The 12,550-nt window shown below is 44.5% G+C and carries 11 protein-coding genes and 2 pseudogenes; 2 read left to right on the forward strand and 11 right to left on the reverse strand.

Annotated features, from left to right (window positions below):
• Nucleotides 1-25: 25 nt before the first annotated feature.
• From ACHBIE_RS07535 to pflA, 3 genes are read right to left on the reverse strand one after another with little or no spacing between them, the layout of a single operon-like run.
• The gene (locus ACHBIE_RS07535; protein ID WP_394733104.1) at nucleotides 26-922 is read right to left on the reverse strand and encodes a glycoside hydrolase family 3 N-terminal domain-containing protein; all 897 of its coding nucleotides are present in this window, start codon (nucleotides 920-922) and stop codon (nucleotides 26-28) included.
• A 3-nt stretch (nucleotides 923-925) separates the two neighbouring features.
• Nucleotides 926-1,165 (reverse strand): hypothetical protein, encoded by a 240-nt coding sequence (locus ACHBIE_RS07540; protein WP_394733082.1) that lies wholly within the window; start codon nucleotides 1,163-1,165, stop codon nucleotides 926-928.
• Nucleotides 1,162-1,950, reverse strand: a complete 789-nt coding sequence (pflA, locus tag ACHBIE_RS07545; protein ID WP_105110643.1) for a pyruvate formate-lyase-activating protein — start codon at nucleotides 1,948-1,950, stop codon at nucleotides 1,162-1,164. Before pflA ends, ACHBIE_RS07540 begins: the two co-directional genes overlap by 4 nt.
• Nucleotides 1,951-2,263: 313 nt before the next feature.
• Between pflA and ACHBIE_RS07550 the strand changes: the two are divergent.
• Nucleotides 2,264-2,909: pseudogene (locus ACHBIE_RS07550) on the forward strand (transposase family protein); the annotation flags it as partial.
• Nucleotides 2,910-2,913: 4 nt separating this feature from the next.
• Here the strand turns inward: ACHBIE_RS07550 and ACHBIE_RS07555 are convergent.
• From ACHBIE_RS07555 to ACHBIE_RS07590, 8 genes and pseudogenes are all read right to left on the reverse strand, one after another.
• Nucleotides 2,914-3,257: pseudogene (locus tag ACHBIE_RS07555) on the reverse strand (transposase); the annotation flags it as partial.
• 500 nt (nucleotides 3,258-3,757) lie between these two features.
• On the reverse strand, nucleotides 3,758-4,909 hold the full coding sequence (gene mutY / locus ACHBIE_RS07560) for an A/G-specific adenine glycosylase (protein ID WP_394733083.1): 1,152 nt from the start codon (nucleotides 4,907-4,909) through the stop codon (nucleotides 3,758-3,760).
• A 73-nt stretch (nucleotides 4,910-4,982) separates the two neighbouring features.
• Complete coding sequence (locus tag ACHBIE_RS07565) at nucleotides 4,983-6,731, reverse strand: ABC transporter ATP-binding protein (RefSeq protein WP_394733084.1); 1,749 nt, start codon at nucleotides 6,729-6,731, stop codon at nucleotides 4,983-4,985.
• Nucleotides 6,700-8,436: an ABC transporter ATP-binding protein gene (locus ACHBIE_RS07570; protein ID WP_394733085.1), complete on the reverse strand. Its 1,737-nt coding sequence runs from the start codon at nucleotides 8,434-8,436 to the stop codon at nucleotides 6,700-6,702. Before ACHBIE_RS07570 ends, ACHBIE_RS07565 begins: the two co-directional genes overlap by 32 nt.
• Nucleotides 8,437-8,440: 4 nt before the next feature.
• Nucleotides 8,441-9,427 (reverse strand): phosphate acetyltransferase, encoded by a 987-nt coding sequence (gene pta / locus ACHBIE_RS07575; protein ID WP_170238547.1) that lies wholly within the window; start codon nucleotides 9,425-9,427, stop codon nucleotides 8,441-8,443.
• Nucleotides 9,428-9,447: 20 nt separating this feature from the next.
• Entirely contained in the window at nucleotides 9,448-10,341 is an 894-nt protein-coding gene (locus ACHBIE_RS07580) for an RluA family pseudouridine synthase (RefSeq protein ID WP_394718040.1), read from the reverse strand.
• Nucleotides 10,341-11,159 carry an NAD kinase gene (locus ACHBIE_RS07585; protein WP_105110661.1) on the reverse strand — a complete coding sequence of 273 codons (819 nt, stop codon included), beginning with the start codon at nucleotides 11,157-11,159 and terminating at the stop codon, nucleotides 10,341-10,343. The genes ACHBIE_RS07580 and ACHBIE_RS07585 overlap by 1 nt, the downstream gene beginning before the upstream one ends.
• A complete protein-coding gene (locus tag ACHBIE_RS07590; protein WP_105110636.1) occupies nucleotides 11,143-11,814 on the reverse strand; it encodes a GTP pyrophosphokinase family protein in 672 nt (223 codons plus the stop codon). Before ACHBIE_RS07590 ends, ACHBIE_RS07585 begins: the two co-directional genes overlap by 17 nt.
• 81 nt (nucleotides 11,815-11,895) lie before the next feature.
• Between ACHBIE_RS07590 and ACHBIE_RS07595 the strand changes: the two genes are divergently transcribed.
• The gene (locus ACHBIE_RS07595; protein WP_105161139.1) at nucleotides 11,896-12,471 is read left to right on the forward strand and encodes a CYTH domain-containing protein; all 576 of its coding nucleotides are present in this window, start codon (nucleotides 11,896-11,898) and stop codon (nucleotides 12,469-12,471) included.
• Nucleotides 12,472-12,550: the final 79 nt, after the last annotated feature.

The following is a 12,550-nucleotide window of genomic DNA, read 5'->3' on the forward strand; positions in this document are numbered from 1 at the left end:
AGGTTAGACAGATACCTAACCTCTTTTATTTTATCAAACCTAAATCGTATTTCATCCCCAAAATCCGTTCCACTGATTGCTCAATGCGGTCCTCGCTTAGTTTTCCTCTTTTTACCTGGTCCAAAAGATAGGGAATCTGACTCTTAAAGTTGGAAGACAAAATCATATCCGCCCCCGCCTCGATTGCTTGAAGGGCTGCTTCATTTTGATCAAGAAATTCTGACAAACCCAATTTATCAAAATCATCTGTCAAAATAACCCCTTCAAAGCCCAGCTCCTGACGTAAAATAGCCATCACCTCAGGTGATATAGAGGACGGTTGGTCCGAAACAGCAGTCAGAATAATGTGACTGACCATGACTGAGTCCGCCCCTGCTTCAATCCCTGCCTCAAACGGTAAGAAATCCTGCTTTCTCAATTCATCTACAGGACGGTCATCATAGACTAGCCCCGTAATCGCATCACCCGTCTCACTCGAACCAGGGAAATGCTTCAAGGTAGATAGAAAATTTTCTTCCTTGAGCAATGTGACGACCTCACGAACGTAGTCAGATGTTGTCATGGCATCCTGGCCTAGTGTCCGTTCATAAATGGGTGAACTGGGATTGGTTACAACATCAGCAATCGGGAAAAAGCCCGCTGAAATACCTAAATCCTTTAGAACCGGAACCTTGGATTTTGCTCCCTCCAGGACAGCATCCAAACCTCCCTCATCATACAATTCCATCGGTGATGCAAAAGGTTCTTTCAAGATTGGACTAATTTGACTAACAGCTCCTCCCTCCTCATTGGAAGCCAAAAGCAAGGGAATATTGGAGGCTTTTTGATAGCTTGCCAAGTCTTTTTTTAGCTGACTCAGCGACTTACCTTCTACATCTTTGGATTCCAGCATATAACCTCCTAGATAATAGGCCCCAACAATCTGTTAAGCCTCTTGCTCAGGAATATGCCCTAAAAATAATTGACCAATCTTATCCTCTATGGTCATACCTTCCATCATTTGATTGATAGTCCTCTGCTTCTGTGTCAGACCACTATCAACAGCTGGGGATTCCATCTTATCAAAAACAATCCAACCACTCAGCAAGGTCATCAAAAGAAGGCTAACCACAGAAAATATAGCGAATTTTTCTTTGTTCTGAATAAATCTATCTTTCTCAATCATCCTCTAATCCGATTCAAATAATCCTGATAAGACTCCGTCTCCATCAAGGTCTTTGCATTTTCCACACGCGCCCTAGTCGGCGGTTTTGTCCCCTCCAGCGGGTAAGGTCTCCCCAACTCTCTCCACTTAAATTCACCTAAATTGTGATAAGGCAGAACTTCAAAGCGCTCGACATTGTTCAAGGTTTTGACAAATTTGCCCAACTCAACCAGGTCCTCATCTCGGTCTGTCAATCCAGGCACCAAGACATGTCGAATCCAAACAGGCTTGCCAATATCCGATAGGTAACGAGCACACTCTAAAATAGTTTTATTACTATGACCTGTAACAATACGATGCTGGTCAGGATTGATTTCCTTGATATCTAAGAGCACCAAGTCGGTCACTTCCATGAGACGGTTGTATTTTTCCAAATAACGCTCAGTCGAACGGAAGGTCAGGGCACAGGTATCTAAAGTCGTATGGATGCCTTTTTCTTTTGCCAGGGTAAAGAGAGCAATCAAGAAATCAATCTGAATGGTCGCTTCACCACCAGACACCGTAATCCCCCCTTCCTTGCCCCAGAACATCCGAAAACGCAGAGCTTCTTTTAGGACATCCTCAGCAGTACGCTCGGTTGCTGCCGGGTTAACCAAATCCCAGGTATCAGGATTGTGACAATACTGGCAACGCATGTGACAGCCTTGCATGAAGACCACAAAGCGAACACCAGGTCCATCAACTGAACCAAAACTTTCGGTAGAATGAACTAGACCGGTAACTTTTCCATAATCAATCTCTGTCATTGGCTTTTCCTCACTTTTTACTATGATTATTATATCACAAAAAATGAAAACGCTCTATATTTTCTGAATGAATAAATTGACATCCCGTTACTACACACCAAAAAACCACCCACAAAACTGGGCTCTATAAGACTGTAGTGGGTAAATCCCCTATGGAGATTATGGAGCCTTTTTGAGTTTAGAAATAAAGTCCCACATGACCTAAAATGAAAAGCGTCTAAACCATCATTAGAAAGGAATCATATGGAATAGATAAACAGTCAGGGAAGTGACTGTTTATCCCCGAGCCCAGAAATAATAAAGCGAGGATAGTATCACAAACTTACTTGGAACGAAAGACCCCAACATCACTATTTTAGATTATGAGGACTGCACTTCTCACAAGGAAATTCTTGCCAAACTGGATTATTCAGCCCCTAAATACCACTCTTGTCATGGTCAAATGACTAAATACAATTTCCAGAAAACTTCTAAAATTCCCTACTTAGAATCTGCTGGATACCCTCTGCTTATCCGCTTGAGAAAGCGCCGTTTCCGCTGTAAAAATTGCGGAAAAATGGCTGTCGCAGAAACCTCTCTGATCTAGAAAATCCACCAAATCTCAACCATTGTTCACCAGAAAATAGCTCAACCTTTCATTGAAAAACAGTCTATGACCGACATCGCTAAGCGTCTTGCCGTCTCCACCTCAACTGTCATTCGTAAGCTAAATGAGTTCCAATTTAAAACCGATTGGGATTTGCTTCCTGAAAATATGAGCTGGGAGTCAAACAGTCTGGGGATAGACGGTTTGAGCTAGTTTCAAGAAGGGAAAAATGAGTTTCATCGCTCAGAATTTTGACTCGCTAAAAGTCATTACAATCCTTGACGGACGCACACAAGCCACAATCAGAAATCACTTCCTGCGCTATTCCAGACAAGCTAGAAATCGTGTTAAAGTCATCACTATGGACATATTTATACTCAACTAAAATCAAAAATAGCCAAACTCCAATCTCTACGTACAATTGATTTGAGTTGAGAAGGAGATAGGTTTTGAATAACCTCTTGAAGTTTATCAATAACCTCATTCAAGCTTCTAAATATCTTATTCTTGAAACCACGTTTGCGGATTTCGGCCCAGACTTACTCAATAGGGTTCATCTCTGGTGTGTAAGGTGGAATAAAGTTAAATGCTATATTCTCAGGGATATTCAATGTCTGAGATTTATGCCAGACGGCATTGTCCATGACTAGAATAATGTAGTCATCTGATAAGCTTCTGACAATTGGTGTAGAAATTCATTCATCCAATCACTATCACAACCGCTTCTACTCGGTCACTAACCCAATCAATGACTTGTGGTTGGAAGAACCTAAAAACTCAAAAACCGAGCTTCATTTGAAACTCGGTTAGTGGTTATTATCAGGAAGGTCCGTCTCCAGAAGTTAATGATTAAAAACTAATATGCTTCGATTGCTACCCATTTTCTATTAATTTTCAATTGTCTAAAGTGTGGAGATTGCTTTATTTTTTACAGTGTTCTAAATATAATATCCGAAAATCAATCAATGACTGACGATCTTCTCTGGAAATACCAGGTCGGTATTTCCCAAGTTTGAACGGGCAGCAAGCCAATGAAAATAAGGTTGTGAATAAAGAATATCATAAATAGATGGGTGAAACTGAAGCAGACCTTCCTCTAGTTACTGCCTTAGGGGGCAATAGCTAGTTTGCTAAAGAATAAATGAAATCATCTTTCTATCTACAATGTTAATATAACACTTTTTCAAAATAAATTCAAATAATTGTGTGCAAAAAACAAACTTATTTTTTAAAATTTTTGTTAAATTCATCCCACATTTTCTGCTGTGGCTTGGCAAAGGGATAGGTATGGAAATCTTCAACCGAAACCCATTTTAATTCACGATTAGCTGGTAAATCCGACTGACTCGCTACTCCTTCTATCAACTCAATCTGCCATTTGCGGTGGCTGAAAATATGCTGAACGATCTCAAATTCTTGCTCCTGCCAGTCAATAGTCAGACCATATTCTTCTGTAAAGCGCAGCTTCATATCAGGCTGCTCCGGCTCTTCTGCCACTTCAAACAAGGAAACTTGTTTGGCTTGGATAGCCCCTTTTTCCAAAAGCGGAAAAGACCAAAATCCTGATAAGAGTCCAGCGTCGGTATTTTTCTCAAGGAGAAATTGATTATCCTGATTGCGAATGAGAAAGCCTTGATAGGCGACTGGGACAGGCTTTTTCTTGGGTACCTTGATAGGATATTTGTCCATTGTGCCATTGAGATAGGCAGCACTAAAGTCCTTCACGGGACTTTCTTCTGGCCGTGGATTGGAAGGTGCCTCAATATCTGAACCCAAATCCATCAGGGCTTGGTTAAAGTCTCCCGGTCTAGCTGGGTCAATCATGATGTCCATCATGGCTTGAAAAATCTTGCGATTCGCAGGGAGACCAATGTCATAATCCACTTCAAACAAACGGCTGAGCACGCGCATGACGTTGCCGTCTACCGCAGGCTCCGGCAAACCAAAGGCAATGCTAGAAATAGCACCAGCTGTGTAGGGACCAATGCCTTTTAGACTGGAAATTTCTGCGTGTGTCTTGGGAAAGGAACCATCGAACCGTTCAACCATATCTTGGGCCGCTTTCTGCATATTGCGGACACGAGAATAATAGCCCAACCCTTCCCACAATTTGAGAATGACTTCTTCCGGTGCCACTGCCAAGTCTCTGATAGTCGGCAGATGGTGGAGAAAGCGCTCATAGTAAGGAATAACCGTATCCACACGCGTCTGTTGCAACATAATCTCAGACACCCAAATGGCGTAGGGATCCGATGTTCGTCGCCAAGGCAGGTCTCGTTTGTTCTCATCATACCAATCAAGAAGAGCCTTGCGAAAGGCGACAATCTTCTCTTCTGACCACATGTCAATTCCATATTCTTTCAAATCTAACATAATTCTAGTATAGCACAAAGACAGGGAGCTAGCTGTGACTAACTCCCTGTCTGTAGTATGAAATGTTGCTTACCTACTGTTCAGCAGCCTGCTGGCTCATCTGCATCTGGTAATAAAAACCTTGCGCATCCATCAATTCCCTATGATTGCCTTGTTCGACAATTTTTCCATCTATCATGACCAAAATCAAGTCAGCTGATTGGATGGTTGATAGGCGATGGGCAATGATAAAGCTGGTCCGTCCCTGCATCAATTTGGCAAAGGCTTCTTGAACCAATAACTCCGTCCGTGTGTCAATCGACGAGGTCGCCTCATCCAAAATTAAGATTTTAGGGATTTTGACAAAAACGCGCGCAATCGACAGCAATTGCCGTTGACCCTGTGATAGAGAGGCGCCACCATCTGTCAGGACAGTATCATAACCTTGGGGCAATTGACGAATAAAGAAATCCGCATTGGCTGCCTTGGCCACCTCGATAACCCATTCCCTAGTCGCATGAGGATATCCATAGGCAATATTTTCATGGATAGTTCCTGATTTTATCCAGGTTTCTTGGAGAACCATGCCAATCTGCCGCCGCAAATCCTCTCGGCTGTATTGGGAAATAGGCACACCGTCCAGGACAATCTGGCCAGTATTAACATCGTAAAAACGCATGAGCAGATTAATCATGGTCGATTTCCCTGCGCCAGTCGGACCAACAATAGCCACCTTTTGACCAGAGGTAACATCAATCGTCAGGTCCTCAATGAGCGATTTTTCAGGCTGATAAGAGAAAGATACATTTTCAAAGGAAATAGCCCCCTGCAACTGATCCGAGTCAATTGTCCGCTCTGCCCTATCCTCTTCGCTAGCTAGATTAACAAGGGCAAAGAGCCTGTCTGCACAAGCTAAAGCGCTCTGCAATTCCGATAGGACAGAAGAAATATCGTTAAAAGGCTTGCTGTACTGGCTGGCATAGTTGAGAAAGGTGGTCAGAGAGCCGACTGTAAAGGTCCCCTGCATGATGCGAAGTGCTCCAAGACCTGTCAAAAGCGCATAAATCAAAGCATTGACAAATCGGGTAGTCGGATTAACCGTAGACGAAGCAAATATTGCCTTCTGCAAATAATGAGCGTAGTCGCCATTGACCTGCTGGAACTGCTTCTTAAACTGGTCTTGGGCATTGAAGGCCTGCACCAGACTGAGCTGGCTAATGGTCTCCTCTAAGAGCTGAGCTTGCTGCCCACGCGCCTGGGTCTGGCGACTGTAGTAAGTATAGCTCTTCTTTGCAATAAAACGCGCCACAAAAAGAGACAGTGGGGTCAAGGCAACAACCAAAAGCATCATGACAAGATCCAAACCTGCCATGGTAAAAATGGTCAAGAGAATGGTCAAAATTCCAGCGAAAAACTGGTTGAAGACCATCAAAAGACCGTTAGTCAGCTGTTCACTATCACTGGAAAATCGTGCAACCAAGTCCCCCGTTGACTGCCTATCCAGATAGGAAAGGGGCAACTGGTGCAATTTGACATAGACCTGCTCCCGCAAGTCTGCCACCATATCATAGACCAGGCCATTGGTGACCAAGGGCAGATACCACTGGACCAGGCCATTGGCTAGAATGACGACAAACATCTGCAGCAGAATCTCCAGCAAGACCTGGCTATCTGCTACCAAGACCGCGTCGACTGCCCGACCGATAAGGATAGGAAGATAGACGGTCAGAAGGACCTGAGCCAGTGTCGCCAGCAAGAGCAGAGTCAGACGAATGGGCTGTTTTAGGACCAGTCCCGTCAATTGATGCAGACTAGTTTTCTTCATGGCTGCTCTCCTCTCCATGCTGGGATTGGTCAATTTCACGGTAAATAGCAGAGCTTTCTAGCAAGTCTTGATGACGACCTAGCCCCACCTGCTGTCCCTGGTCCAGCACCAAAATCTGATCCGCAGTCTTCAGGCTATTGGTCCGTTGAGACACCATAATCAAGGTTTGGTCAGGCAATTCCTCCTTGATAGCCTGCAAGAGACGGCTCTCTGTCAGATAGTCCAGGGCCGACGTCGCATCATCCAAAATCAAAACAGGTGCTTCTTTCAAGAGAGCACGCGCAATGGTCAGCCGTTGCCGTTGTCCACCGGAAAAATTCTTCCCAAAGGCTGCTACAGGACTATCCAAACCGCCCTTTTCTGCCACAAATCCATCCGCCTGAGCAATCTTCAGGGCCCACCAAATGCGTTCTTCGGAACTATCAGCCAGTCCCAAGGTAAGATTTGAGCGGACTGTTCCAGCAAAGAGCTGGGCCTGCTGGGCAACGGTGGCACAATTAGCCCGCCAGGTTTTGAGATTCACAGGACTCTTTCCATCAATAAAGTACATCAATTGATTAGCTGGCATCGGATAAAAGGCCTGTAAGAGATTGACCAAGGTCGTCTTACCAGCACCCGTACCACCGATGATGCCGATAAGCTGACCTTTCTTTATCTGAATAGAAATTCCTGATAGGGCCTGTTCAGCAGCATTGGGATAGGCAAAATCCAGCTTGTATAGTGCAAAAACATCAGCTGGGTCATTGGCTTGCAGGACTGGCAGAGTACCTTCCAGGTCTTCGGATTCTTGCTTGAAAATTTCCTGAATCCGTTGACCAGCGATATAAGACTGGTTGATAGATGAGACAACCATGACCATCTTGACCAGCTCCGCCAAGATTTGCAGGAGATAATTGATTAGGGCAATCAGCATCCCTTGCTCTAGCAGATTGTTAGAAATGGCTAGATTTCCCTGCCAAATCAAAATCATCAAGGTCGCATTAACCACCAGAAAAGTCAGTGGCGACAGCAGGCTAGACCAGTAACCAGCCTGTAACTGTCTATTTTTATAGGCCAGATTGAGGGCTTGAAATTGAGCAACTTCTCTCGCTACCTGGCCAAAGGCACGAATGACCCGCCAGCCCGTAACCGTTTCACGCACCTGCCCTACCAAGCTATCCAAATCTCTACGAATCGATAAGAGATAGCGACTGACAGCCACCGTAATGCCTGCCACAATCACCAGCAAAATAGCAATCATCCCCAGAAAATAGAGAGAAAGGCTAGGACTGATATAGAAGGCCATGAAGAGAGCACCAAAGACCACAATCGGAGCCCGTAGAAACAGGCGCAAGAAAATATTGATTCCTGCTTGAATCTGCAAGGTATCACTGGTCAAGCGCGTCAAAATTGATGAGCGGGACAAAGTATCCTGACTAGCTTGCGGCAAAGATAAGACTTTTTCAAACAGGTCCTCTGTCAACTGCTTGGTCACCCCAACTGCTGCCTTGGCTGAATAATATTGCCCTAAAATAGATACTAGAACTCCCACAATTGCCAACCCTGTCAGGAGTAAAAGCATAGCAACCAGGTCTCCCTGATTGCCATGTGGAATAATTGTATCAACGATATGGGCAATAGCCAAGGGAACAAGGAGTTCAAAGCAGGCCTCCAACAGTTTGAAGAGAGGAGCCAGCGTAACTTCTTTCAGGTAATCCCTGACATATCGTAGGATAAATGTCATAAGCTTATAAAGCGTCTACAGCCTGAGCTGCTGTGATAATACCAAGTTTGTAGACGTCTTCTGAACTACAACCGCGAGACAGGTCATTTACTGGTTTATTCAAACCTTGTAAAACTGGGCCAACCGCCTCATAACCACCAAGACGCTCTACAACCTTGTAAGTAATGTTTCCTGCTTCAATAGCCGGGAAGACAAAGACATTGGCTTGACCTGCTACTGGACTTCCAGGTGCTTTCAAACGAGCTGTATCTGGAACCAGGGCAGCATCCATCTGCAATTCTCCATCAATCAATAGATCTGGACGAAGTTCCTGAGCCAAGCGAGTTGCTTCCACTACCTTATCAACACGTGGACCTGAACCTGACCCTTTTGTTGAGTATGAAATCATAGCCACTTTTGGATCGATTCCAAATGTCTTAGCCGTTTCTGCTGATTGGATGGCAATCTCAGCCAAGGTTTCTGCATCTGGTTCAATGTTAATTGCACAGTCTCCAAAGACAAACTTGTGCTGGTCTTTAACCATCAAGAAGACACCTGAAGTACGTTTTACACCTGGTTTTGTCTTAATAATTTGAAGGGCAGGACGTACAGTATCTGCTGTTGAGTGGATCGCACCAGAAACCATCCCTTCTGCTAATCCCATTTGCACCAACATCACACCAAAGTAGTTGACATCACGCAAAATTTCATCTGCCTGTGCTTCATCAACCTTGCCTTTACGAAGAGTAACAAATTCATGCTTCATGGCATCGAAGTTTGCGTAATTGTTAGGATCAATAACTGTGATCCCAGGGTTTGAGAAACCAAAGTCTGTCAACAAAGTATGAACATCTTCCGGCACACCAAGGATGATAGGCTCTACCAAACCTTCAAATTTCAAACGAGCTGCTGCACGCACGACGCGCTCATCTGTACCTTCTGGGAAAACGATACGTAGTTTTTTACCTACGATTTTTTGCTTCATTTCACCAAATAAATTCCGAATTTCCATTTAAATTCTCCTTTTAAATATTATTTATTAGTTAACGATGTAATAACAGCCTGAAAATCGTCTGGAAGTGGAGCTTCCAAGTCAATCCTTTGAGCTGAGAAAGGATTGTCAAAAGCCAAATTGTGACAATGCAAGGCCTGACGTTGAATACCACATTCTAAACTGCCACCATACATATCATCCCCTAGCAAAGGAAATCCAATGTGGGAAAAATGAACACGAATCTGGTGGGTTCGACCAGTGTGCAACTGAATGTCCACCAGGTGAATGTCTCCCCAGGACTGGACCACCTTATAGGAAGTGTGGGAATACTTGCCCTCCTTGGTCACAATTCGAGTAATGATGCTATCAGCCGGTCTGCCGATAGGAGCGATAATCTCCCCTTCTGCATCCAGCTTCCCCTCACCCTTGACCAGAGCATAGTAGCGCTTATGGATAAGCTTTGCCTGCAATTGCTTGTCCAATCTAGCATGGGCATAGCCGTGCTTAGCAAAGAGCATGACCCCAGACGTATCCCTATCCAGACGAGTCACTATGTGGACCTGCTTGTTTTCATAGTCCTGCTCGACCAAGTAACCCTTGACAAAGTTGGCAATGGTCGACGAATGAAGACTGCTAGGAATGGAGGCATAGCCAACCGGCTTATTGATAGCTAAAAAATGGTCATCCTCGTAGACAATGTCCAGGGGAAAGGAAATAGGTTCCAAACTACCTGTCAAATCCGCTTCAGCTGGTATATCAATTGTAACTCTATCGCCAATATCAAGCAAGTAAGTAGCTTTCTGTGGCTGGTCGTTAACCAAAATAGCACCACCAGTGTACTTGATTTTAGCCAGCAATCCCTTGGACACCCCATGTTTCTTCAGGAAGGTCTTGATTTTGGTGTGCTGGTCGGCTATAAATTCAAACCGCATTACTCCACCTCGCCGATAAAGGCATCTTTGACCCGATTCCAAAAGCTAGTATGGCTGGGCGATGCGACAAAATGGATTTTACTATTGTCAATCTGGTATTCAATGCTCTTAATATTGTCGTAGACATAGGTCTTATTGTCCACTGCAATAGAATAGCGGTCATCATGCTGGGGCTCGATAACAATCTTGTCCTTTTTCGGTACTACGACTGATGACCCCAGCGTCCGGTAGACCCGATTGTTCAGACTGGCCACTTCTGCAATCTGCAGAGCCTCAATAGTCGGATGAAGGACAGCGCCCCCCAGCGACTTATTGTAGGCCGTTGAGCCAGTCGGTGTCGATACCGATATGCCATCCCCACGAAAACGCTCGAAGGGAACATGGTTGATGATAATATCAGCCACCATGGTCTTGGTCAGGCGCTTGATAGTCGCCTCATTGAGGGCACGCGCCGTGATTACCCGGCCATCATTGAGTTTGACCTTGACATTAAGAATGGGATAGGAAACACGAGCTCCCCTGTCCAACTTCAAATTCTCTACTAGCTTGTCCACTTCAAAATCCCGATAATCCGTGTAAAAACCCAGATGCCCCGTATGAATACCGACAAAGCGGACCCTATCGATGAGTTTCTCATACTTATGAAAGGCCGATAGGAGCATGCCATCTCCACCAATGGAAATGACAATATCTGGATTCTTGGGTGTGAGGATAAAATTCGCCTCTTTGAGCTTGGTCCAAAGTTCCTTGGACACCGCTTCACTCTTGGGATTTCGGCTGGCGAGCAGAGCGATTTTTTTTCTATCTGTATTCTTCATCTGAATCATCACTATTTCCGACACCGTCATTCAGCTTGCGGTGGGCAGGGTCAAAAAGAGCCTGAGCCTCCTGAATGTCGTTGCGGATTTTACGCATCTCCTCGTCTAGTTCGTAGGCAATCTTGGCTGTAATTTCCAGCCGTTTCTTGATTTCCTCAGGGAAATTTCCCTTATACTTGTAATTAAGCGAATGTTCAATAGTCGCCCAAAAGTTCATAGAAAGTGTTCGAATCTGGATTTCTGCTAGGACGGTCTTGCTGCCATTGATCGTATCCACCGGATACTCAACGACCACATGATAGGAACGATAGCCCGATGCTTTCATGTACTTGATATAGTCCCGCTCATGGACAATCTGCATGTCCTTGCGCTTGCGCAAAATAGCCAAGACCTCCTCAATGTCATCCACAAACTGGACCATGATCCTCAGACCGGCAATGTCCTGCATGTCCTGGGCCAGATTTTCCAGCTTGATATGCCGCAGAGCCATCTTTTCCTGAATAGACTCGATAGGCTTGACCCGCCCCGTCACAAATTCAATGGGAGAATGGCGGTTAAACTTGCGGTACTGCTTTCGAATACCACGCAGCTTAATTTTCAACTCCCCGACAGTCTGAATATAGGGGTCTAAAAATTCTTCCCAATTAAACTCCATACGGCTCCTTTCTTGTCAAATCCTATAAATTGTATTAGAATAACACAAAGATTATTATACCATATGAAAGGGGTTTACAGTATGAAAAACCATCTGGAAATTGAGTACAAAACATTATTAACCAAATCTGAATATCTTCGACTGCTACCCGATTTCGCAGATATCCAGCCTGTCATGCAGACCAATCACTACATAGACACGCCGGATTTAGATATGAAAAGTAACCGATTTTCCCTCCGTATTCGGACCTTTGAGGACATGGCAGAGCTGACCCTAAAAATTCCCCAGGAGATTGGCAATCAGGAATACAATCAAGCTCTAGACATCGATACTGCACGACAATTGCTGACCAATTTTCAACTGCCAAAAGGACAGATTACTGACATCATTTCAGCCACCGATGTCCCTCTTGATAACCTAGCCGTCTGGGGTAGCTTGACCACCAAACGCTATGAAAAAGAGACCTCTATCGGTCTCATGGCCCTGGATGAAAATGACTATGCCGGCATCCATGATTATGAACTAGAGGTTGAAGTGGCCGATGCCGAAGAAGGCAAAATCCTCTTTGACGACTACCTGAAAAAACAATCCATCCAATTCAAATACGCCAGCAGCAAGGTCGCCCGCACCGCAGCCCAGATAAAATCAGCCCAATAAGGCTGATTTTTGACTTTACTACTGAAAATTGTCCGTTTTTTTGGTAAAATAAATCTATCTATGTTTCATTGCTTTTATG

The organism is Streptococcus sp. A23, from assembly GCF_043674155.1.
In the GTDB taxonomy this organism is placed as follows: domain Bacteria; phylum Bacillota; class Bacilli; order Lactobacillales; family Streptococcaceae; genus Streptococcus; species Streptococcus suis_V.

Coding starts and splice junctions, on each gene's coding strand:
- ACHBIE_RS07565 (WP_394733084.1), bottom strand. CDS start 6,731: ATGGAGAGGAGAGCAGCCATGAAGAAAACTAGTCTGCATCAATTGACG.
- mutY (WP_394733083.1), bottom strand. CDS start 4,909: ATGTTAGATTTGAAAGAATATGGAATTGACATGTGGTCAGAAGAGAAG.
- ACHBIE_RS07540 (WP_394733082.1), bottom strand. CDS start 1,165: ATGATTGAGAAAGATAGATTTATTCAGAACAAAGAAAAATTCGCTATA.
- ACHBIE_RS07570 (WP_394733085.1), bottom strand. CDS start 8,436: ATGACATTTATCCTACGATATGTCAGGGATTACCTGAAAGAAGTTACG.
- ACHBIE_RS07580 (WP_394718040.1), bottom strand. CDS start 10,341: ATGCGGTTTGAATTTATAGCCGACCAGCACACCAAAATCAAGACCTTC.
- pflA (WP_105110643.1), bottom strand. CDS start 1,950: ATGACAGAGATTGATTATGGAAAAGTTACCGGTCTAGTTCATTCTACC.
- ACHBIE_RS07585 (WP_105110661.1), bottom strand. CDS start 11,159: ATGAAGAATACAGATAGAAAAAAAATCGCTCTGCTCGCCAGCCGAAAT.
- pta (WP_170238547.1), bottom strand. CDS start 9,427: ATGGAAATTCGGAATTTATTTGGTGAAATGAAGCAAAAAATCGTAGGT.
- ACHBIE_RS07590 (WP_105110636.1), bottom strand. CDS start 11,814: ATGGAGTTTAATTGGGAAGAATTTTTAGACCCCTATATTCAGACTGTC.
- ACHBIE_RS07595 (WP_105161139.1), top strand. CDS start 11,896: ATGAAAAACCATCTGGAAATTGAGTACAAAACATTATTAACCAAATCT.